Here is a 21,489-nt window from a genome sequence, read left to right as displayed (position 1 = left end):
GGCGGTTAGTGGATTGAGGGTACCGTGCGCGGGCGGACAACCAGCCACAAGGCCCCGATGGCAAGCAGGATGCATGCGGCCTGCACCGAACCCATCGGCGCCGCGCTGGTAATGCCCAGCCAGCCCACCACGGGGGAAATCAGCCCGGCCATGAGGAACGTGGCCGCACCAAGGAGCGACGCCGCCGTCCCCGCCTGGGCTGCGTGGCCGGCCAGTGCCAGCACTTGGACGCAGGGGAACATGAAGCCTGTCCCCAGGATGTAGAACCACAGCGGGACCATCACTCCCCACAGCCCCAGGCCCATGCGGTCGAACACGACGATCAGCACGGCCATCAGGAACATCCAGGCCGTGGCGCACGCCAGGATCCACTGTGGCGGGACAACCCGGATCAGGCGCGCACTGGTTTGGACGCCGGCAACGATGCCCAGGGAGTTGATGCCAAAGAGCAACCCGTACTGCTGGGCGGAGAAGCCGAACACGTCCTGGAACAGGAAGGGCGACGCCGACAGGTAGGTGAACAGGCCGCCAAAGTTGAATCCGGCCACCATCAGCAGCCCCACGAAGATCCGGTCGCTGAAGAGCGCCTTGTACCGCTGCCGGGCAGTCATGCCGCTCTTGCCGCGCTTCTCCGGCGGAAGCGTCTCGCGCACCAGCAGCAGGGCGGCCACGATGACAAGGGTTCCGTAGGAGGCAAGGAACACGAATATTCCGGGCCAGGGCATGACCAGCAGCAGCTGCGAGCCGATCACCGGTGCCAGGATGGGGGCCAGGCCGTTGACCAGCGCCATCCGCGAAAACATCCGTACCATGGCATACCCGGAAAACAGGTCGCGCACCATGGCCATGGCCACCACGCCGCCGCCGGCAGCGCCGACACCCATCAGGACACGGAAGATCCCCAAGGTGGTGATGTCCGCGGACAAGGCCGCACCCACGGACGCTGCGATATGGAGGGCGGTGGCAAGGATCAAGGGTGTCCGGCGGCCAAACTTGTCGCTGAACGGCCCCACCACCAGCTGCCCGAACGCAAAGCCCACGGTGGTGCCGGCCAGCGTCAACTGAACCTGCGCCTCCGTCACGCCCAGGCTTGCCTCCAGCGCAGGAAAAGCGGGCAGGTAAAGGTCGATCGTGAACGGACCCAAGGCCGTCAGGGCGCCCAGGAGGAGGATGTACAGAAGCTTCCGGCGGCGGGTCAGCAGGTCGCCGGGATTGGGGGCATTGGTCACGATCACCAATCCTAGGCCCGGCGGGGGACGTTTTTTCAGCGTTGTAGGCCGCGCCGCCCGGCAAGCCCCGGAGTTCGCCCTGAACCTGAATGATAGTTTGGGTGGCGTGGACTGTGCGGCTGCACATTTCCGCAGGACAACGCAGGCAGTATCGACCCAGACGACCAGTAAGGCGGAACCGATGAGCGGACGTCACAGCGGGCGTACCAGTCCCGGATTGCGCATCACCGCGCTGCCGGGAACGGCACGACTCCTTTTCCGGTTGGCCCCACGCCAGCTCAACGACGAGATCGCCTTCGCCAAGATCGAACTCAAGCGCAAGGGCATCCAGGTTGGGGTGGCCGCAGCGTTCTTCGCCATCGCCCTGGTCTTCGTGGCGTTCCTGGTAGTTGGCCTGATCGTCGCCGCCATCATGGGGCTGGCCACCATCATGCCTGCCTGGCTGGCAGCACTCCTGGTGTCCGCCGCCTTCCTGGTCATCGCTTTGGTCGGCGGCCTTGTAGGCCTTGCGAGGTTCAAGAAAGCCATGCCGCTGGTGCCTGAAGAAACCATCCGCGGCATTAAGTACGATCTCGGCGTCGCCCGCGAAGGGTCCGCCTTCAATCCCGCGGTCCTGGATCCGGACAGCCCGGAAGCAAAGGCAGCGAAGGCTGCAAAGGCCGAAGCCGCCGCCAAGGCCAAGGCCGAGAAGGAAGCCAAGGCCGCCCAGCACGATCAGGAGTTCCCGCACGCTTCCGAGCCCGAGCTGGTTCGCCGGCTCAGCCAGCGCCGGCACCACCTCGCCGAGGTCCGGGATGAACTCGGCACGGAGCTGGACCTCAAGACGCAGGCCCGCTACCTGCTGGCCGCCGCCCAGGTCAAAGCCCGTGAGGCCCAGCTGCTCGCCGCCCGCGGCGCGGACGCGGCATCGCAGCGGTTCGCCGCCGTCGCCGACTCCGCGGACCTGGGCCGCCGCTGGAAGCCGCTGGCAGCCCTCGCAGCGGCCGGTACGGTGCTGGTGGTCCTGCTCCGGCGGCTCCTGCGCGCCAACCAAGCCTGAACAGGTCCGTAACGCACAACCGATAGACCGCGCCGCGGCGCAACAGCAAGGAGAGGGGGACGGGTGAGGTTCATTGGCGCAGGCGCCCGCCCCGGCCGCCCCCAGGTGGACCACGACCGCGTGTTCACCATCCCCAACCTGCTTACCGTGGTGCGGTTCATGGGGGTTCCGCTCTTCATTTGGCTCGTCCTGGCCCAGCGGGAATACGGAGCCGGCGTGGCCGTCCTGGCGGTCATGGCGGGTACGGACTGGATTGACGGCTACATTGCCCGCCGTTTCGACCAAGCTTCCAAACTCGGCCGTGTCCTGGACCCCATTGCTGACCGGCTGGCCCTGCTTGCCGTGGCGGTCACCCTGGTGATCGCCGGCGTCGTGCACTGGCTCTACCTCGCCGCGCTGGTGATTCCCGACGCCATTCTGCTGGTCCTCACGCTCTCCCTTTTCCATGGCCATCCCGACCTCCCCGTCAGTGTTGTGGGCAAGGTCAGGACCGGCCTGCTCCTGCTGGGAACGCCGCTGCTGCTCCTGTCCAGGGTGGACACCGTCGCCGCGGGCCTGCTCCTCGCTGCCGCCTGGGTGGTCCTGGTCCTGGGCCTGGTGGGCCACTGGATTGCCGCCTACAACTACTTCTGGGCCATGCTGCGCAAGGGCCGGGAAACGGAACAACACAACGGCGGTCACGGCTGATGGTGTGGTTCGCCGTCGCGCTGGCGGTCCTGGGTGCCTTCTGCCTGGCCCTCGGTGCCCAGCGCCAGGGGAGTGCCGTCAAAGCCGATACCGGCGGGCTCGCGCTGAGCTCCAACGGTTTCCTCCGGCTGCTGCGCAACCCGCGCTGGATGTTCGGGCTCCTGCTGCTGTGCCTGGGCATGGCCATGAATGCCGTGGCCCTCGTATCAGCCCCGCTGACCGTGGTCCAGCCCATTGGTGCCATTGCCCTGGTGATCACCACGGTGGTTAACGCCCGGGACCAGGACCTCACCATCAACCGCGCCACGGCGGTCTCCATCGCCGCATGCGTCACGGGATCGGCGCTCTTCGTCCTCCTTGCCGTGAACGTGACGCAGGAAAGCCACCACGTCAGCCTTGCAGACGAGCTGACCATCGTGCTGCTCCTCGCCCTCGCGGTGGGCCTGTTCGGTACGCTGGCGGTGACGTTCAGGCACCGCATGAACGCGTTCGTCTACATCCTTGGCGCCGGTATCCTGTTCGGCTTCGTTGCGGTCCTGACCCGGATCATCGGCAAGCACCTCCTGGACCCCAACGGGCTTTTCCTGCTGAACGTGCAGTGGTACTCGGTGGTGGCCATCATCGCTGCCGGCGGCCTGGGCTCCTGGTTTGTCCAGAGCGCTTACTCCACCGGCCCTCCGGACCTGGTGATCGCCGGACTCACGGTGATCGACCCCATGGTGGGCATCGCCATCGGCATCATCATCCTGGGCGAACTGCGCCCCGACGTCCACGCCGTCATGGCCATCGCAATGGGAACGGCGGCGTGCCTTGCTATCGTTGGGGTTATCGCCCTTTCCCGGCACCACCCGGAGGTCACCAAGCGCAAGAAGGACGCGCGCAGGGCCGCCGGCAAACCGAACCAGTAGCCCGTCACCGCACACATCAAGCAAACCACGAGGCCGTGCGCCACCTGCGCCGGCGGCCAACCGTGCTGTCAGTTCCACGCTGCCCGCACCGTGACCATCAGGAGTACTCCACATGACCACGCCAGCCGACCAGCGCCCCCTGACCATCCTGATCGCGGCGGACACCTACCCGCCGGACGTCAACGGCGCCGCCCAGTTCGGATACCGGCTGGCCAAGGGCATGACCGCCCGGGGCCACAACGTCCATGTCCTGGCGTCCCGCGACAGCAAGGGAAAGAGCTTCACCGAATTCCGTGCGGAAGCAACCGTGCACCGGCTCCGCTCGCACCGGGCGTTCACCCACGAGACCTTCCGCATCTGCTTCCCGTGGGAAATCAAGAAGGAAATCAGCCTGCTTTTCGACCGGGTCAAACCGGACGTGGTGCACATCCAGAGCCACTACATGATCGGCGAGCACGTCCTCTATGAGGCCGTGAAACGCGGCATCAGGGTAGTGGCCACCAACCACTTCATGCCGGAAAACCTCAACCCCTTCCTGCCGTTCCCGCAGTGGTTCAAGGACATCGTCGGCCGGGTTTCCTGGAAGGACATGGGCAAGGTCATGGGCCAGGCCGACGTCGTCACCACGCCCACGCCGCTGGCCGCCAGGGCCATGCATGAGCACGCCTTCCTGCGCAAAGTCCTGCCGCTGTCCAACGGCATCGACTCCGCCGCCTATGAGCTGAAGCCCGGCGAGCGTATTGAGCCGCATGCCCACCCCACGGTGCTCTTCGCCGGCCGCCTGGCCGAAGAAAAGCACGTTGACGTGCTCATCGAAGCCATCGGTAAGACTCCGCCGGAACTGAATGTGCACCTGGAGATCGTGGGCGGCGGCGAAGTACGGCCCGCCCTCGAGGACCTGGTCCTGCGGCTGGGACTTGGCGGCCGGGTGAAATTCCTGGGGCTTGCCAGCGACGAGGAACTGCGAAGGGCCTACATCGCGGCCGACCTCTTCTGCATGCCCGGAACTGCTGAATTGCAGTCGCTGGTGACCCTTGAGGCGATGTCCGCTTCCACCCCCGTGGTCCTTGCCGACGCCATGGCCCTTCCGCATCTGGTGCGCGACGGCGAAAACGGCTACCTGTTTACGCCCAACGACAGTGACGATCTCGCCAAGAAGATCACCCAGGTCCTGGAACTGCCCGAGGAGGAACGGCGCGCCATGGGCAGGGCCAGCCGGGAGATGGTGGAGCCCCACAGTATCCAGGGGACCCTGCAGACCTTCGAGGACCTGTACCGCGGTGCCACCTACGAGGACAAAGTGGTCTGAACCCTTTCCCGGGTTTGCTAGAGTGTTTCTGCCCTGCCGGAGCGCGGCCTTCAGGCCCGCTCCCGGGGTGGTTGGGGGCTATAGCTCAGCTGGTTAGAGCGCGGGACTCATAATCCTAAGGTCCTCGGTTCAAGTCCGAGTAGCCCTACCGCCACACGAAGACCGCGGCCGACAATCCCTGTCGGCCGCGGTCTTCGTGGTTAAGGCCGGGTGTTCTTGGTTAACTGGACACCCTCGGGTAAGTTACTGATCAGTAACATCCTGGCCGCCACCGCGGCCCGGTCAGCGCTGATCACCAAAGAAGGTACCCATGCCCGCCTCTGCAGCCGATCCCCGTGAGCTTCCCTACGCCGACGGCGACTTTTTCGCCTTTGAGCAACTCCTCTCGGACAAGGAACGCGACCGGCTGGCCGAAGTCAGGGACTTTCTGGCGCGCGAGGTCCGGCCGATCGCCGTGGACTGCTGGAACCGCGCCGAGTTCCCGATGGACCTGGTGTCCAAGCTCGCCGACGTGGACCTGGTCAGCCCCGTCCGGCGGCAGGGTTACTCCAACCTCTTCGCAGGAATGCTGCATGCCGAGGCCACCCGGGCCGACGCCTCCATCGCCACCTTCCTGGGGGTGCACGACGGGCTGTTCACCGGGTCCATCGAACTGCTGGCGTCCCCGGAACAGCAGGCCGAGTGGCTGCCGGATATTTATGCATTGAAGAAGATCGGCGCCTTCGGCCTGACCGAACCGCTGGGCGGCAGCGACGTTGCCGGCGGAACCCGCACCACCGCACGCAAAGACGGTGACCGGTGGATCCTGAACGGGGCCAAGCGCTGGATCGGCAACGCCACCTTCTCGGACTGGGTGGTGGTGTACGCCCGGGATGAGGCGGACAACCAGGTCAAGGGCTTCATGGTGGACACTTCGTTGGCCGGCTTCAGCGCCACAAAGATCGAAAACAAGATATCCCTGCGCACCGTCCAGAACGCCGACATTGTCCTGGATAACGTTGCCGTTCCCGGAGACTTCAAGCTCGCGAACGCCAACAGCTTCCGCGACGTCAACAAAGTCCTGAAGGTCACCCGCCTGGCCGTTGCCTGGCAGGCCGTGGGACTCCAGTTGGCAGCGTTCGACGTTGCTCGGCGCTACGCAGTGGAACGTCAGCAGTTCGGCCGGCCGCTGGCCTCCTTCCAGCTCGTCCAGGACCAGCTGGTGCGGATCCTCGGCAACGCGGTCAGCTCCATGGGCATGATGGTCCGGTTGTCGCAATTGGAGGACGCGGGAGTGGCGAAGGACGAGCAGTCCGCCTTGGCCAAGGCCTTCACCACCGCGCGCATGCGCGAGAGCGTGGCGCTGGGTCGAGGCATCCTTGGCGGCAACGGCATCGTGACCGATTTCGAGATGGCCAAGATCTTCGCCGACGCAGAGGCCATCTACTCCTACGAGGGGACCGCCGAGATCAACACCCTGGTCACGGGCCGGGCCATCACGGGCATCTCGGCCATCGTCTGATCCGCCGCCCGGCCGCGTTCCGGTCAGGGTGCGCCGGCCAGTGGGAGCAGGATGGACGGGCGCAGGTCCAGGACGAACTGGAGCGGATTGACATACTGCTCCCCGTCCCTGACGCCCCAGTGCAGGCACGCCGCCAAGGGGCAGTGGCCGGGGACCACTGTGCCGACCACCTCGCCTGCCGCCACCGGCGTCCCAACGGCCAGCGGGCTGTCCACGGGTTCGAAACTGCTCCGCAGGCCATCACCGTGGTCGATGGTGGTCACGGGCCGGTCCACCACGACTCCGACGAAACTCACCGTCCCCGCCGCAGGGGACACCACGTCGGCGCCGGGCGCGGCGCCGCCAAGGTCGACGCCGCGGTGACCGCTGAGCCAAGGGAGCGGCGGGGGAGAGAAATACCGGAGCACCGGCGGCTTCGGGGCAAGGGGCCAGCGCCAGGCTGCCGTGGCACCAGGCCCGGCAGCCGCCGTCGTGCCCCCGGCCCGCTGGAGTGGTGCCGCGCCGGACCCGGCGGAGCTGCCGGCCTCAACCGGGCCGCCTGCCGTCGCGGAGGCGCCGGCTTCAGCCGGACCGACTGCCGAAACCGGACCGACTGCCGACGGCGGCCCTGCCGATGCCATGGATGCCGGCAGCATCAGCACTGCTGCCAGGAGGATTGATCGTTTCATGGCACCAGCGTGCCCGGGCGTTCCGCAGGCCGGGAGGGGGCAGTCCGGCTATGTGGATAAGCCGGCCCGGGCCCTGCCGGGACGGTCCGGCGCGCAGGGGTCCCTGTAGTACACTTGATGGAGCAGTTTGCTGCGCCCTCAACGCATCCCGTCCCAGTGGTTCACCCCCGCGGTGCCTTCCCCTGTCCGGATTGCGTCGGCACATCTCATTCAGGAGTGTGGGGGAACAGCGGCTGACTACGCGCATCCGGGCCTCCGGGACCCAACGCCACGGCGTTGGCCTTGGAGGACCGGTCTTCCCGCGGTCAGGGCTTTGGTCCTGATGGGACGGCCGGAGGATGCCAGGAGCAAGGCCCGTCCGGGCCACGCTGATCAACCGTCAACTATTGGCAGGGTAAGAAGCCTTCGGGGTTTCTCATGAATGACCTGCCGGAAAATAAGGAGCGTCGGAATGCCCGTCGTAACCATGCGCCAGCTGCTTGACAGCGGCGTCCACTTTGGACACCAGACCCGCCGTTGGAACCCGAAGATGAAGCGCTTCATCTTCACCGAGCGCAACGGTATCTACATCATCGACCTGCAGCAGTCGCTGTCCTACATCGACCGCGCCTACGAGTTCGTCAAGGCCACTGTTGCCCACGGCGGCACCGTGCTGTTCGTCGGTACCAAGAAGCAGGCCCAGGAAGCAATCGCAGAGCAGGCAACCCGCGTGGGCCAGCCCTACGTGAACCAGCGGTGGCTCGGCGGTATGCTGACCAACTTCCAGACTGTCGCCAAGCGTATCCAGCGCATGAAGGAACTCGAAGAGATCGACTTCGACGACGTCGCCGGTTCCGCCTACACCAAGAAGGAGCTCCTGCTCCTCAAGCGTGAACTGACCAAGCTCGAGTCCAACCTCGGCGGCATCCGCAACCTGACCAAGGCGCCGTCCGTGCTCTGGGTTGTCGACACCAAGAAGGAACACCTCGCCGTTGACGAGGCCAAGAAGCTGAACATCCCGGTTGTTGCCATCCTGGACACCAACTGCGATCCCGACGAAGTCGACTTCCCGATCCCGGGCAACGACGACGCCATCCGCTCCGTGAACCTCCTGACCCGCGTTGTCGCCGACGCCGTCGCCGAGGGCCTCATCGCCCGCAACAACCGCGGCACCGGCACCACCGACGCTCCGGAAGAGCCCCTCGCCGAGTGGGAGCGCGAGCTCCTCGAAGGCAACAAGGCGGAAGCCGCTGCCGCTCCGGCCGAAAACGCTGAAGCTCCGGCCGCCGAAGCTCCCGCTGCCGAGGCTCCCGCTGCCGAGGCTCCCGCCGAAGACGCCAAGTAACACACGTCAATCCGGATTCTCCGCGCTGTCCGCAGCCGGAGCTGCTGACAGGATGGCAGCCCACACCCGTGGGCTGCCGTCCTGTCGGTCCGTACACCACCAAACATTTCTAGACAGAGGGGTTCACATGGCGAACTACACTGCCGCTGACATCAAGGCCCTGCGCGAGCGCACCGGCGCCGGCATGATGGACGTCAAGAAGGCTCTTGACGAAGCCAACGGTGACGCCGAGAAGGCCATCGAGATCATCCGCATCAAGGGCCTGAAGGGCGCTACCAAGCGTGAAGGCCGCTCCACCGCCGAAGGCCTGGTGGCCGCAAAGGTCAGCAACGGCGTCGGCGTCATGATCGAGGTCAACTGCGAGACCGACTTCGTTGCCAAGGCTGACAAGTTCATCCAGCTGGCCGACAAGGTCCTGGCCGTCGCCGTCGAGTCCGGCGCTGCCGACCTCGAAACCCTGCTCGCCACCGATGTCGACGGCAAGCCGCTGTCCGAGGTCGTCGTCGAAGAGGGTGCCATCCTGGGCGAGAAGGTTGTGGTTCGCCGCATCTCCCGCATCGAGGGTGCAACGGTCGACGCTTACCTGCACAAGACCTCCAAGGACCTCCCGGCCCAGGTCGGCGTCCTGTTCGCCGTTGACGGTGAAGGCGAAGCCGCAGCCACGGCTGCCCACGACGTCGCCGTCCACATCGCCGCGATGGCTCCGAACTACCTCACCCGTGAGGACGTTCCGGCCGATCTCGTTGAGTCCGAGCGCCGCATCGCCGAGGAGACCGCCAAGGCAGAAGGCAAGCCTGAAGCAGCCCTCACCAAGATCGTTGAAGGCCGCGTGACGGGCTTCTACAAGGGCGAGGTCCTGGTTGACCAGGCATTCGCCAAGGACGCCAAGAAGTCCGTGGCACAGATCCTCGAAGAGGCCGGTGTCAAGGGAACTGCGTTCACGCGTTTCCGCGTCGGCTCCTAGTCGAAACTGCAAGGGGTGGCCACTTCGGTGGCCGCCCCTTTTGCATGCGCCCAATCCGCTGGAAACGCAGCGGCAAGCGCGGCCGGTTCCGAGCACGGGACCCGGCAGGATACCCTTTTTTCAGAATCACCAACGGGAAGGCATCATGGAAGCCGTCAACACTGACATGCATTCAGAGAAGAGCAAGCGGCGGGTCCTCCTGAAGCTCTCCGGCGAGGTCTTCGGCGGCGGGAAACTGGGTGTCGACCCCGAAACCGTCCGCGACGTCGCCAAGCAGATCGCAGCGGCCGTCCCGCAGGTTGAGGTGGCCATCGTGGTAGGTGGCGGCAACTTCTTCCGCGGCGCAGAGTTGTCCCAGAGCGGCATGGACCGCTCACGCGCCGACTACATGGGCATGCTGGGGACCGTCATGAACTGCCTCGCCCTGCAGGACTTCCTGGAGCAGGCCGGAGTGGAAACCCGCGTCCAGAGCGCCATCACCATGGGCCAGGTGGCCGAGGCCTACATCCCACGCCGCGCTATCCGCCACATGGAAAAGGGTCGCGTGGTCATCTTTGGCGCCGGCGCCGGCCTGCCCTACTTCTCCACCGACACGGTGGCCGCCCAGCGGGCCCTGGAAGTCCACGCCGACGTCGTCCTGATGGCCAAGAGCGGAGTGGACGCCGTCTACACGGCAGACCCCAAGAAGGACCCGAGCGCCGAACGCCTCGAAACCCTCAGCTACGACGATGCGCTGCGCCGTGACATCCGGGTCATGGACCAGACTGCCATGACCATGTGCAAGGACAACGACCTCTCGATGGTCGTCTTCGGCATGGAGGGTGAAGGCAACGTCACCCGCGCCATCCTCGGCGAGAAGCTGGGCACGCTGGTCACCGCCTAGCTCCGGCTAGGATGATTTCAGGACAGTTCCGTCCCCGCCTGCGACGGCGGGGACGGAGACAGCAACAGAGAACCACGTGAGTGCAACCGGCGCGATCGGACTGCACCAGAACCGTCAGGAGAGACCGTGATCGAAGAAACCTTGCTCGAAGCCGAAGAAAAGATGGACAAGGCGGTAGAGGTAGCCAAGGAAGACTTCGCGTCCGTCCGCACCGGCCGCGCCAACCCCGGCCTCTACAACAAGGTCCTGGTGGAGTACTACGGGTCGCCCACGCCGCTGCAGCAGCTCGCCTCGTTCGCCATCCCGGACGCCCGCACCATCCTGATCACCCCGTTCGACAAGACCGCCCTCCGGGACATCGAACGCGCCTTGAGCGACTCCGAGGTTGGCGCCAATCCGTCCAACGACGGCAACGTCATCCGGATCACCATTCCTGAGCTGACCAAGGAACGTCGCAAGGAATACGTCAAGATCGTCAAGACCAAGGGCGAGGACGCGAAGATCTCCATCCGCAACATCCGGCGCAAGGCCAAGGAAACGCTGGACCGCCTGGTCAAGGACGGCGAAGCCGGCGAGGACGAAGGCAGCCGGGCCGAGAAGGAACTGGACAGCCTCACCAAGGCCCACGTGGACGGCATCGACGAACTGCTCAAGCGCAAGGAAGCAGAGCTGCTCGAAGTCTGATGGGCCAGGCAGATCAGGCCCCCGCTTCACGGGCCCGCACACGGGGGAAGCAGCCCAGGAGCAACCCGACGCCGAAAGCCGGGCGGAACCTGCCCGCCGCCGTCGTGGTGGGCCTGGCCATGCTGCTGGGCGTGCTGGGCGGCCTGCTGTTCCTCCCGCTGGCGTTCGTAGCGATTGTTACCGCCTTCGCCGTCTTCGGCGTCTGGGAAATCTACCGTGCGCTGGAGGCCAACGGAACCAGGATGCCCATCGTGCCGGTCATGACGGGCACGGTGGCCCTGCCGTTCGCCGCCTACTTCGGCGGCATTGAGAGCCAGCTGTTCGCCCTCCTGCTCAGCGCCGTGGCCGTCCTGCTGTGGCGGTCGATCGAAAGCGCCGCAGGATCGGCCAACAGCATCTTCGCCGGCGTCTTCACGCTGGGTTGGGTTCCGTTCTTCATCAGCTTCGCGGCCCTCCCGCTGCACGCGGCCGGAACCATCCCGCTGGGGCTGTGGCCAGGCGGCCTGGCGCCCATCGGCGCCTGGGAAATTGCAGTCATGCTGCTGCTGGTGGTCTCGAACGACACCTTCGGCTACCTGGTGGGAGCGTCCATCGGGAAGCACCCCATGGCGCCCAAGATCAGCCCCAAGAAGTCCTGGGAGGGCTTCGCCGGATCGGCAGCGGGCGCCATGCTGATCGGCGTCCTGGCCGCCATCTTCGTACTGGACAAGCCGTGGTGGGTAGGCGTGGTCCTCGCGGTGGGAACGGTGGCCGCCGCCACCGCCGGGGACCTGGCCGAGTCCATGGTCAAGCGTGAACTTGGCGTCAAGGACATGAGCAGCATCCTGCCCGGCCACGGCGGCGTGATGGACCGGCTGGACTCCATCGTCTTCGCCTCGCCCGTGGCCTTCATCCTGTACGGACTCGTGGCCGGGGCCTGAGGGATGCCCCCGGCGCGGGGCAGCCAACGAGAAACTGGCCCCACGCGGGGCGCCCGTGACACACAACGGGGCCGGAGGGTTGCACCTGCCCCGGCACCTTAAACTGGTGCGGAAGCACTACGGCTGAAGAGCATTGAAGGAATCAAAGTGGCATTGGACATTCATCGGCAGATCCCTGCGTCCTTTGAGCGCGTGCAGCGCAGTGAGTACGGCTACAACGCCAAGCAGGTGGACCAGTTCCTGCAGCGGGCCCGGGTCTCCTTGGAAACCCCCGAGTCCGCAAGCGAGCCCGTCAACAGCTCCGACGTCAGGGCCGTGTCATTCGACCCCGTCAAGGGAGGCTACTCCGCCGTTGTGGTGGACGCCGCGCTGGACCGGCTTGAGGACGCGTTCGCCCGCCGCGAGCGCGATGAACTGATTGCCGCCCGCGGCGAGGAGGCTTGGCTGCGTGAAATCGGAAGCCTTTCGGGCATCCTCCGCGGACGGCTGCACCGGCCGGACGGCGAGCGCTTCCGCCGGCCCACCAAGAAGAAAGCCCGAAGCTACAACACGGCCGACGTCGACCGGTTGTGCAGCGAACTCGTTGCCTACCTGGAGCAGGACAAGCCGCTGAGCGTCGACAGCGTCCGGCGTGCGGTCTTCCGTCCGGCCGTGGGCCGCGACGGCTACGAAGAATCCCAGGTGGACGCGTTCCTGGACCGGGTGGTCGAACTCATGGCGGCCATCGACTAACGAACCGCTCCCGGGAGGCCGCTTAGTCCCCGGCCGGAGGGGTGGGGGAGAGCGGGCTGAACCGCCGCCACACCTCGCGGTAGCTGCGGTAGCCGCGCACGGCGGACACTGCCAGGAACCCGGCACCGCACACAGCTCCCGCCACCGTCGCGGCCGCGATGCCCGCGCCCGCCAGCGACACCAGCAGCCCGGCAAAGATGGCAATCAAGGCGGCGTTCGCCGTCGTCATGAAGATCATGCTGCTCCCGGCCACGTGGCTGAACGTGCCTCGGTGGCCGAAGAAATAGTACGTCTGGACGGAGCCAGCCTCGTCGTCATGGTATGACGCCATCAGATAGGGGGCCACGCCCGGGTCGAGGTCGACATACGCGGCCCGCAGGCGGTTCATGGCCGTGACGTACATCAGGTCCTCGTGGGCCACGTTCATGACCCGGAGCTGGGTCAGCAGCCCAATCGCGGTGTCGATGAACAGCACCACCACGGCCAAGAGCACGAAGGCTTCCGAGAATCCCGTCGCCTGGCCCACCAAGGCAACACTGACAACGCTCGCGGAAGTGAACGTCAGGAACATGCTGATCCGCGTCAGGACCTCGCTTTGGGCGGTGCTCCGGGATGCCAGCAGGCCCCAGTGTTCCGTGGCGAGCAGCTGCGCCCGAACGGAGGAAGGGACTGCGCCTTCCCGGCGGGACGGCCCGCCGTCCTCGATGGACATGGCGTTATTGTCCACCCGATCACCGTCCGGTTGCCAGCGGCCTTTCCGGGGTATGCAGGCGCGTCATGGTCCGCGGCATCGTTGCGGGAATACGGTGGGCCGTGGCCCGGGAGACCAGGACCATGACGGCAAAGGCCGTGGGTACGCTCCAGGCGGCAGGCTGGGCCAGCCACGCCGGAGTCTGCCCGGAACCGGCCAGCGCCAGCGAGCCGGCGATCATCGCCCCGCCGCAAAGCACGCCGCCGGTCACCATGCCGGCGATCGCCCCTGTGTCCGTCAGGCCACGCCACCAGATGCCCAGAAGGAGGACCGGGCACACCGTCGAGGCAGTAAACGCGAACACCAGTCCCACGCTTCCGGCCAGGGCCAGGGAATCGGTCATGAAGGCAAAGCCCAGCGGCACGACGGCGGATACGACGGCGGCGAGCCGGAAGCCGCGGACGCTTCCGCCCAGGACGTCCTGGCTGATGACGCCGGCCAGGGAGACCACCAGTCCCGAGGTGGTGGAGAGGAACGCGGCGAAGGCCCCGGCCACCACCAGGGCGGAGAGCAGGCTGCCCGCCGTGCCGCCCAGGAATTCACCGGGCAGCCGCAGGACCATGGCGTCCGGCTGGCCCGAACGTGCCAGGTCCGGGGCGAACATCCGCGCCACCAGGCCGTATGCGGTGGGAAACAGGTAGAACACGGACAGCAACCCCAGGACGATCAGCGTGGTGCGCCTCGCGGTGTGTCCGTCCGGGTTGGTGTAGAAACGCACCAGGACGTGCGGCAGCCCCAGCGTTCCGAAAAGCAACGCCACCAGCAGGGAAATATTCTGGTACGGGCCTGCGGGGGCCGCCCCGGTGGGGTTGACGGCGGCCGGGGCCAGCGGTTGCGTGCCCTGGCCGGCCAGCACGAACACAATGAACAGGATGGGCACGGCCAGCGCCGTGAGCTTGAGCCAGTACTGGAATGCCTGTACGAACGTGATGGACCGCATGCCGCCGGCTGCCACGGTCAGGCACACCACCACCACGACGGCCACCGAGCCGACCCAGGACGGCAGGCCCGTGGTGATGCGGATGGCCAGGGCCGCGCCATGGAGTTGCGGCACGATGTACAGCCAGCCGACCATGACCACCACCAGGCTGGTCACCCTGCGGACGGTCCGCGACGCCAGCCTGGATTCCGTGAAGTCCGGGATGGTGTACGCCCCGGACCGGCGCAGTGGCGCGGCGACGAAAAGCAGCAGCATCAGGTAGCCCGCCGTGTACCCCACGGGGAACCACAGGGCGTCGGTCCCGGACAACAGGATCAGCCCGGCCACGCCAAGGAAGCTGGCGGCGGACAGGTATTCGCCGCCGATCGCGGACGCGTTCCACCATGGCCGCACCGTCCGGGAAGCGACGTAGAAATCCCCGGTGGTGCGCGAGATGCGCAGCCCGTAGAACCCGATGATCGCCGTGGCGAGGGACACCACCGCGACCGCTGTGATGGCGACCCCGGCGTTCACTGCGGCACCACCGGGGCGCCCCGTGCCGCCGGGTTCATTGTTCGCCGGCCAGGTCGCGGTAGCGAGCCTCATTGCGGGCCGCGCTCCTGACATACAGCCACGCGCTCAAGCCGATGACCGGGTAGATGCCGAGGCCCAGCAGGAGCCAGTCGAACGGGATACCGGCGATCTTGGTGTCGGCAAGGCCGGGAACCGCGACCAGCACCAGGGGGAACGCGGCCAGGATGAGCAGGAAGCCGCCGGCGACAACCAGTGCCAGCCGCAGCTGCGAGCGGATCAGGGAACGCACGAATACCTGGCCAACCTCGGTGTCCTGGGCGGCTTCGCGTGATTCCAGCGGGCGCGGTCCGCCGCGGCCGGGGCCGCCGGGGGAGGCGTGCGGGGCGGTAACCCGGACCCTGGTCATGCGTGCGGCCTGATCCGGGTTGCTTCCAGCTTCTCCCGCACCGTGGGCAGGTGGCGCCGGCTGATGGGCAGCCCGGCCCCGGCCACGGTCACGCGGGGCCCGTCGGCCGCCAGCTTCATGGAGGACACGTGTTTCAGCGCCACCAGGTAGGAGCGGTGCGTCCGGATGAATCCCGCATCCGCCCACTGTTGTTCCAGGTCGGCCAGGGGCACCCGGATCAGGTAGCTGGCGTCGGCGGTGTGCAGGCGGGCATAGTCGCCCTGCGCCTGGACATACGTGACGTCGTCCCGCCGGATCATCCTGGTGGTCCCGCCCTGGTCCACCGTGATCATCTCCGGCGCGCTGCCGCCGTCGCGCAGTTCACTGATCCGGCCCACGGAGCGCGCCAGGCGTTCGGTGCGGACGGGCTTGAGCAGGTAGTCGACGGCGGCCAGTTCAAACGCTGCCAGGGCATGGTCCTCGTCGGCGGTAACGAACACAACCGCCGGGGGATTGCTGCTCCGGGCGATGAAGCCGGCGATGTCCAGGCCGGACACGGCGGGCATGTGAATGTCCAGGAACACGGCGTCGATGCCGCCGCCCGCCAGGGCTGCGAGGGCTTCCGCGCCGGACGTTGCCCGCAGCACCTTGCCGATGCGCTCATCCCTGCCCAGCAGGAAAGCCAGTTCCTCAACGGCGGGCAGCTCATCATCAACGACGAGGACGTTAATCATGCTCCTAGGGTACTTCCAGCAGCGGGAGCCGCTTCACGCGTCATGTCCGGGCTGGGACTTGGGTACGCGCATGGTGATCAGGGTTCCCTCGCCCGGCGCCGTTTCCACCACCAGCCCGTGGTCGTTGCCGTAAACCTGCCGGAGCCGGGCATCCACGTTCCGCAGCCCCACGTGGTCCCCGTCGGTGTGGCCTGCCAGCACGGACCGGAGCTGTTCCGGATCCATCCCCACGCCGTCGTCCTCGATGGTGACTTCGGCGAAGGCGCCGGCGTCCTCTGCGGTGATGGTGATGTGTCCGGGCCCCGCTTTGGCCTCAAGGCCGTGCCGGACGGCATTCTCCACCAGCGGCTGCAGGCTCAGGAAGGGGATGACGGTGCTGAGGACCTCGGGGGCTACGCGCAGGCTGACCTGGACGCGTTCGCCAAACCGGGCCCGTTCCAGCAGCAGGTAGCGGTCAATGCACCGGAGTTCCTCTGCAAGGGTGGTGAAGTCGCCGTGCCGCCGGAACGAGTACCGGGTGAAGTCGGCAAACTCCACCACGAGCTCCCTGGCCCGCTCGGGATCCGTGTTGATGAACGAGGCGATGGCGTTCAGCGAGTTGTAGATGAAGTGCGGGCTGATCTGCGCTCGAAGCGCCCGCACTTCCGCCTCCATCAACAGTGTGCGGGATGCGTCCAGCTCCGCGAGTTCCACCTGCACCGCAACCCAGTCGGCCACTTCCCCCGTTGCACGGACGAGGCCCGCGCCGGCCGTGGGGGCGAACGCCGCCACCGCGCCCACCACGCGGGTGCCGGCCCGCACCGGGGCGATAACTGCGGCCAGGGGCCCGCCGGTTCCCTCCGCGCCTGCAGGTAGCACGGCCGCCCGGCCTGATTCCATGGCGCCGGCGGCGAGCTGCATCAGCCGCGCCCGGATTTCCTCAGCGCCGCCATCCCAGGCCAGGACGCCGGACGTGTCGGTTATGGCCAATGCGTCGCAGCCCAGCAGGGAACGAAGCTGGCGGGCGGCCTTCGCGGCTCCTGACGGGTTCAGCCCGCGGCGCAGGTGCTGGCCTGCCTGGGAGGCGGCGTGCAGCGTGCGGTAGGTGGCCCGCTCGGCGTCGGTGCCCAGCTCCCTGAAGGAACGGAGCACCTTCAGGCCCACGCCGACGACGACGGCAATGGCCATGGCGATCAGCGCCACTGCCGCGGCGGTCAGGAGGGGGGAGTCCGGCATGGTGCCCAGCGTAGCGGCGGGTGCCGTTTGCCGCAGCATCGCAGCCGTTGAGCGACCCCGCGCCGCGTAGTTCTGGAATACCGCGCCGGACAGGCCGCAGAGTGATTGCAGTCACATCTGCGGTTTCCCTGGCAGAGTTCCCGGGCAGTTTCCTGCCGCGGGCCCTGCCGCCCGGTGTGTACCCGCATGACTCAATGAGGAGGAACGATGGGTAACGAGGCCCATACTCCGGACGCAGCGGCGTCCGTGGACTTCGAGCAAGTCCAGTCGACCGGGCAGTTCCAGGAACTGCGCAGGCGTCACCGCAGCTTTGTCTTCCCCATGGCAGTGGCCTTCCTGCTGTGGTATTTCGCCTACGTCCTCCTGGCCGATTACGCGGTGGACTTCATGTCCACCAAGGTTTGGGGCAACATTAACGTCGGCCTGATCCTGGGGCTGCTCCAGTTCGTCTCGACCTTCGCCATCACCGGCTGGTACGTGCACTACTCCAACCGGAAACTGGACCCGATCGCCACCGAAATCAGGAATGAGATCGAGGGGCACGAATTCGACAAGGACGGACACCGAGTGGGCGGAGCCAACAAATGATCGCAATCCCAGCCGCCGTGGATGTTGCCGCGCTCAAAGACACCACCCTCTTGAACATGGGCATCTTCGGCCTGTTCGTGGCCGTGACCATGGTGATCGTGTTCCGTGCCAGCCGGAACAACAAGACCGCCGCCGACTACTACGCCGCCGGCCGGTCCTTCACCGGCTCGCAGAACGGCACCGCCATCGCCGGGGACTACCTGTCGGCGGCATCCTTCCTGGGCATCACCGGCGCCATCGCCATCAACGGCTATGACGGCTTCATGTACTCCATCGGCTTCCTCGTGGCGTGGCTCGTGGCGCTGCTCCTGGTGGCCGAACTGCTGCGGAACACCGGCAAATTCACCATGGCGGACGTCCTGTCCTTCCGGCTGAAGCAGCGCCCGGTCCGGATAGCGGCGGCCATCTCCACCCTTGCCGTCTGCTTCTTCTACCTGCTGGCCCAGATGGCCGGTGCGGGAAGCCTGATCTCCCTCCTGCTGGGCATCAGTGACTGGGGCGGACAGGCGCTGGTAATCATCGTCGTCGGCGCCCTCATGATCATGTACGTCCTGATCGGCGGCATGAAGGGCACCACGTGGGTGCAGATCATCAAAGCCATGCTGCTGATCGCCGGCGCCGCCGTCATGACGCTGTGGGTCCTGGCCATCTACGGCTTCAACCTCTCCGCCCTCCTGGGCGGCGCCGTGGAAACCGCCAACAACCCGGCCGTCCTGAACCCCGGCCTGCAGTACGGCAAGACGGAAACCTCGAAGCTGGACTTCATGTCCCTGGGCCTGGCCCTGGTCCTGGGCACGGCAGCCCTGCCGCACGTGCTGATGCGCTTCTACACCGTGCCCACGGCCAAGGAGGCCCGGAAGTCCGTGGTGTGGTCCATCTGGCTGATCGGCCTGTTCTACCTCTTCACCCTGGTGCTCGGCTACGGCGCCGCAGCCCTGGTGGGCGCGGACACCATCAAGAGCGCCCCCGGCGGCGTCAACGCGGCCGCCCCGCTGCTGGCCTTCCACCTGGGCGGCCCGCTGCTGCTCGGCTTCATCTCCGCGGTAGCGTTCGCCACCATCCTGGCCGTGGTGGCCGGGCTGACCATCACCGCCGCCGCTTCCTTCGCGCACGACATCTACGCCAACGTCATCGCCAAGGGCAAGGCCGACGCCGCCACGGAAGTCCGGGTGGCCCGGCGCACCGTGGTGGTGATCGGCATCCTGGCCATCCTGGGCGGCATCTTCGCCAACGGCCAGAACGTGGCCTTCCTGGTGGCCCTGGCCTTCGCCGTCGCCGCGTCCGCCAACCTGCCCACCATCATCTACTCGCTGTTCTGGCGGAAGTTCACCACCCAGGGCGCGGTGTGGAGCATGTACGGCGGCCTGGCGTCGGCGATCCTGCTCATCCTTTTCTCCCCGGTGGTTTCCGGTGCCAAGACCTCGATGATCCCGGGCGCCAACTTCGCCCTCTTCCCGCTCAGCAACCCCGGCATCGTGTCCATCCCGCTGGCGTTCCTGCTGGGCTGGCTGGGCACCACGCTGGACAAGCGGCGCGAGGACCCGGCCAAGCAGGCCGAAATGGAAGTGCGCTCGCTGACGGGCATCGGGGCTGAAAAGGCGGTTGACCACTAACTGACGCCGGGCAGCCCGGAACACGGAAGAGCCTCCATCCCGCTGGTGCGGTGTGGAGGCTCTTTTGTTGTGCAGCGGTGCAGCCGTGGGCGGCTTTCGCCGTTGCGTTTCATCGTTGATGGTGGCCGGCCGGGGCCAGGTTTCCGTGTTCTCCGTGCGGGACGGCGTACTGGCCCGCCGTCGACGCAGCGAGTCCCGGCGTCGCTATTCCCGCCACCAGCACGGCGCCGGCGAAGGCTGCCGCAAGCAGCCGTCCGGGCCGGACCGATCCCGCCGTACCGCTGCCTGCCCGCGGCCCGCCTTCCCGGCGTGCTTCCGTCCGCCCGAGCCAGCCAAGGGACGCAATGATCATCAGCGTCAGCAGCAGGGCGGAGAGCTGCGTGAGGTTGAGCCCGGACGTCCGCGGAGCGGCGAAGGCGATGGCCGCCACATGGACTGCTGCGGCGCCTCCCAAGGCATACCGCACCCGGCGGCCGCCCGCCGCAGGCTCCTTGGCCAGGAACACGATGGCTCCCGCCAGCAGGGCCGTGCCCCACAGCGCGGCTGCTGCACCGAAAAGCCCAAGAGGTTGCGCGGGCCCGGCTGCCGCGGCGAAGAAGCTGGACGCAATCGCCAGGTTGACCGATCCCGCGCCGAACCCGGCGAATCCGGTAACAAGCCGGACCGCCGCGACAGCGTCAGACGCCGGCCGGGCGGGGGCGGCAGCAGCCCCCGGAACCGCCGGGCCGGAAGCGGCGAAACCGGATGCCGCCATGGCTATGCCCGGGCAGCGGCCGGGGACTTGTCCAGGGACAAGCCAACGCCCAGGAGCAGGACGGCGCTGGCGAGGTGCAGGACGTTGTCGGCACCGTTCAGGGCGATAATGTTCAGCGGCGAGTCCAGCAGGAACAAGCCCACGATGCCCACCAGGAGGTAAACGGCCCCCACGCTGGCGTTGAGGGTGCGCGCGGTGTCCGTCCCGCGGAGCCCGGCGAACAGCAGGGCCGCGCCAATGGCCAGGTGGATGACGTTGTGGAGCGGGTTGACCTCGAAGATGATCAGGTTCGCGCCTTCGGTGGCGACGAATCCGACGCCGGACGTGACGGCAAAGCCGAGGAGGCCCACCAGCAGGTAGACGGCTCCGAAAACGGTGGCGACGAGACGGTTGGGTGAGTTGCGCATGGGTTGAATCCTTCCTGGGGCGGGGACAGTTCCCCGAACGCCGGGCCCGGACGGACCCTCGGAAGCAGTTCGCATCACTGCAGGAGAAGGATGGGTGAAAAGATCAGTACCCTTTGTACTGCGCGGCTGCCGGGGCCGCACCGGCACGCCCGCAATCGCGCGGCGGAGCGGTCAGGCAGCGGGCCGGAGCTTGATGTTGGTCATCTTGAGGTCGTTGGTGCCCTCGAAGCGGTAGGCGAGGTCGACCTTCTTGCCGTTACAGCTGATCTGGCCGGCCACGTCGGCTGATTTCAGGCCGTTTTCGGTGGCCACCTTGAGGTCGGTGTAGGCGGGCTTGCAGGAGTCATCCAGTTCCAGGCTTTTCACCCCGGCGATGAACGCCTCCTTGGAAAGCTGCTGCTGGAGCGCGGGGTCAAGGTAGTTGTCATATGCGGTGGTCACCTCGCCCGCGATCACCTTCTTGGTGAAATCGTCGGCGAGGCCCCTGGCCTGGTTGGTGGCACTGTTCACCACGTTCACCAGGATCACGACGCCGAGGATCACCAACAGCAGCACCCCGCCGATGCCGCCGAGCACGATCCACAGTTTCCGCCGGCTGCGCACCCGCGGACGTTCCCCGGGCAGGCCGAACGGGGCCGGCTGCGCAGGCATCGGGGGCAGTTGCTGCGGCGACGGGTCCGCGTGTCCGTGCCGGTACGAATCCTGGGGACTGCTCAAGGGGGAGCCTTTCGGGGACGGGTG

General features: G+C 66.9%; 23 protein-coding genes and 1 tRNA gene. 14 read left to right on the top strand and 10 right to left on the bottom strand.

Annotated elements, in window-relative coordinates; all coding sequences use genetic code 11:
* Positions 1-5: 5 nt before the first annotated feature.
* Positions 6-1,229 (bottom strand): multidrug effflux MFS transporter, encoded by a 1,224-nt coding sequence (locus DC347_RS07535; protein WP_026265056.1) that lies wholly within the window; start codon positions 1,227-1,229, stop codon positions 6-8.
* A 181-nt stretch (positions 1,230-1,410) separates the two neighbouring features.
* On the opposite strand from DC347_RS07535, the gene DC347_RS07530 reads away from it, so the two are divergent.
* The 6 genes from DC347_RS07530 (at position 1,411) to DC347_RS07505 (ending at position 6,673) form a co-directional block, all read left to right on the top strand.
* Positions 1,411-2,268 (top strand): phage holin family protein, encoded by an 858-nt coding sequence (locus DC347_RS07530; protein WP_026265057.1) that lies wholly within the window; start codon positions 1,411-1,413, stop codon positions 2,266-2,268.
* Between the two features lie 63 nt (positions 2,269-2,331).
* A complete protein-coding gene (locus tag DC347_RS07525) occupies positions 2,332-2,955 on the top strand; it encodes a CDP-alcohol phosphatidyltransferase family protein (RefSeq protein ID WP_109044948.1) in 624 nt (207 codons plus the stop codon).
* The gene (locus tag DC347_RS07520) at positions 2,955-3,863 is read left to right on the top strand and encodes a DMT family transporter (RefSeq protein ID WP_109044947.1); all 909 of its coding nucleotides are present in this window, start codon (positions 2,955-2,957) and stop codon (positions 3,861-3,863) included. Before DC347_RS07525 ends, DC347_RS07520 begins: the two co-directional genes overlap by 1 nt.
* A gap of 112 nt (positions 3,864-3,975) precedes the next feature.
* Positions 3,976-5,172, top strand: a complete 1,197-nt coding sequence (locus tag DC347_RS07515; protein ID WP_018763425.1) for a glycosyltransferase — start codon at positions 3,976-3,978, stop codon at positions 5,170-5,172.
* A 74-nt stretch (positions 5,173-5,246) separates the two neighbouring features.
* Positions 5,247-5,320, top strand: a tRNA-Ile gene (locus DC347_RS07510).
* A gap of 162 nt (positions 5,321-5,482) precedes the next feature.
* Complete coding sequence (locus DC347_RS07505; RefSeq protein WP_018763426.1) at positions 5,483-6,673, top strand: acyl-CoA dehydrogenase family protein; 1,191 nt, start codon at positions 5,483-5,485, stop codon at positions 6,671-6,673.
* A 23-nt stretch (positions 6,674-6,696) separates the two neighbouring features.
* On the opposite strand, the gene DC347_RS07500 is transcribed toward DC347_RS07505, so the two are convergent.
* Positions 6,697-7,341, bottom strand: coding sequence for a M23 family metallopeptidase (locus DC347_RS07500; RefSeq protein ID WP_109044946.1), 645 nt, complete (start codon positions 7,339-7,341; stop codon positions 6,697-6,699).
* Positions 7,342-7,792: 451 nt separating this feature from the next.
* Between DC347_RS07500 and rpsB the strand changes: the two genes are divergently transcribed.
* The 6 genes from rpsB (at position 7,793) to DC347_RS07470 (ending at position 12,848) form a co-directional block, all read left to right on the top strand.
* Entirely contained in the window at positions 7,793-8,665 is an 873-nt protein-coding gene (gene rpsB, locus DC347_RS07495) for a 30S ribosomal protein S2 (RefSeq protein WP_109044945.1), read from the top strand.
* 127 nt (positions 8,666-8,792) lie between these two features.
* Positions 8,793-9,629, top strand: coding sequence for a translation elongation factor Ts (gene tsf, locus DC347_RS07490; RefSeq protein WP_018763429.1), 837 nt, complete (start codon positions 8,793-8,795; stop codon positions 9,627-9,629).
* 145 nt (positions 9,630-9,774) lie between these two features.
* Entirely contained in the window at positions 9,775-10,512 is a 738-nt protein-coding gene (gene pyrH, locus DC347_RS07485) for a UMP kinase (protein ID WP_018763430.1), read from the top strand.
* A gap of 126 nt (positions 10,513-10,638) precedes the next feature.
* Positions 10,639-11,196: a ribosome recycling factor gene (gene frr / locus DC347_RS07480; RefSeq protein WP_018763431.1), complete on the top strand. Its 558-nt coding sequence runs from the start codon at positions 10,639-10,641 to the stop codon at positions 11,194-11,196.
* Positions 11,196-12,116, top strand: coding sequence for a phosphatidate cytidylyltransferase (locus DC347_RS07475; protein WP_018763432.1), 921 nt, complete (start codon positions 11,196-11,198; stop codon positions 12,114-12,116). The genes frr and DC347_RS07475 overlap by 1 nt, the downstream gene beginning before the upstream one ends.
* A 147-nt stretch (positions 12,117-12,263) precedes the next feature.
* Entirely contained in the window at positions 12,264-12,848 is a 585-nt protein-coding gene (locus tag DC347_RS07470; RefSeq protein ID WP_018763433.1) for a DivIVA domain-containing protein, read from the top strand.
* A gap of 22 nt (positions 12,849-12,870) precedes the next feature.
* Here the strand turns inward: DC347_RS07470 and DC347_RS07465 are convergent, their stop codons facing one another.
* Genes DC347_RS07465 through DC347_RS07445 form a run of 5 tightly spaced genes read right to left on the bottom strand, consistent with a single transcriptional unit; the run spans position 12,871 to position 17,386 of the window.
* The gene (locus DC347_RS07465; RefSeq protein WP_043424430.1) at positions 12,871-13,560 is read right to left on the bottom strand and encodes a hypothetical protein; all 690 of its coding nucleotides are present in this window, start codon (positions 13,558-13,560) and stop codon (positions 12,871-12,873) included.
* A gap of 19 nt (positions 13,561-13,579) precedes the next feature.
* Positions 13,580-15,052 carry a cation acetate symporter gene (locus DC347_RS07460; RefSeq protein ID WP_109044944.1) on the bottom strand — a complete coding sequence of 491 codons (1,473 nt, stop codon included), beginning with the start codon at positions 15,050-15,052 and terminating at the stop codon, positions 13,580-13,582.
* A 34-nt stretch (positions 15,053-15,086) separates the two neighbouring features.
* Positions 15,087-15,458: a membrane protein gene (locus DC347_RS07455; RefSeq protein WP_018763436.1), complete on the bottom strand. Its 372-nt coding sequence runs from the start codon at positions 15,456-15,458 to the stop codon at positions 15,087-15,089.
* The gene (locus DC347_RS07450) at positions 15,455-16,171 is read right to left on the bottom strand and encodes a LytTR family DNA-binding domain-containing protein (RefSeq protein WP_018763437.1); all 717 of its coding nucleotides are present in this window, start codon (positions 16,169-16,171) and stop codon (positions 15,455-15,457) included. Before DC347_RS07450 ends, DC347_RS07455 begins: the two co-directional genes overlap by 4 nt.
* 33 nt (positions 16,172-16,204) lie before the next feature.
* Positions 16,205-17,386 carry a sensor histidine kinase gene (locus DC347_RS07445; RefSeq protein ID WP_109044970.1) on the bottom strand — a complete coding sequence of 394 codons (1,182 nt, stop codon included), beginning with the start codon at positions 17,384-17,386 and terminating at the stop codon, positions 16,205-16,207.
* Positions 17,387-17,593: 207 nt separating this feature from the next.
* Between DC347_RS07445 and DC347_RS07440 the strand changes: the two genes are divergently transcribed.
* Positions 17,594-17,974, top strand: a complete 381-nt coding sequence (locus DC347_RS07440; protein WP_018763439.1) for a DUF485 domain-containing protein — start codon at positions 17,594-17,596, stop codon at positions 17,972-17,974.
* Positions 17,971-19,587: a cation acetate symporter gene (locus tag DC347_RS07435; protein WP_109044943.1), complete on the top strand. Its 1,617-nt coding sequence runs from the start codon at positions 17,971-17,973 to the stop codon at positions 19,585-19,587. Before DC347_RS07440 ends, DC347_RS07435 begins: the two co-directional genes overlap by 4 nt.
* A gap of 109 nt (positions 19,588-19,696) precedes the next feature.
* Here DC347_RS07435 and DC347_RS07430 read toward each other — a convergent pair whose 3' ends face one another.
* The 3 genes from DC347_RS07430 to DC347_RS07420 all read right to left on the bottom strand — a co-directional run bounded on the left by DC347_RS07430 (position 19,697) and on the right by DC347_RS07420 (position 21,465).
* Complete coding sequence (locus tag DC347_RS07430) at positions 19,697-20,341, bottom strand: hypothetical protein (protein ID WP_109044942.1); 645 nt, start codon at positions 20,339-20,341, stop codon at positions 19,697-19,699.
* Positions 20,342-20,343: 2 nt separating this feature from the next.
* A complete protein-coding gene (locus tag DC347_RS07425; RefSeq protein ID WP_109044941.1) occupies positions 20,344-20,748 on the bottom strand; it encodes a DUF4383 domain-containing protein in 405 nt (134 codons plus the stop codon).
* A gap of 171 nt (positions 20,749-20,919) precedes the next feature.
* On the bottom strand, positions 20,920-21,465 hold the full coding sequence (locus DC347_RS07420; protein WP_240617723.1) for a hypothetical protein: 546 nt from the start codon (positions 21,463-21,465) through the stop codon (positions 20,920-20,922).
* Positions 21,466-21,489 lie beyond the last annotated feature (24 nt).

The organism is Pseudarthrobacter sp. AG30, assembly GCF_003116525.1.
Classification (GTDB): domain Bacteria; phylum Actinomycetota; class Actinomycetes; order Actinomycetales; family Micrococcaceae; genus Arthrobacter.
The sequence above is the reverse complement of the archived record's forward strand: the minus strand, read 5'-3'. Positions and strand labels throughout refer to the sequence as shown.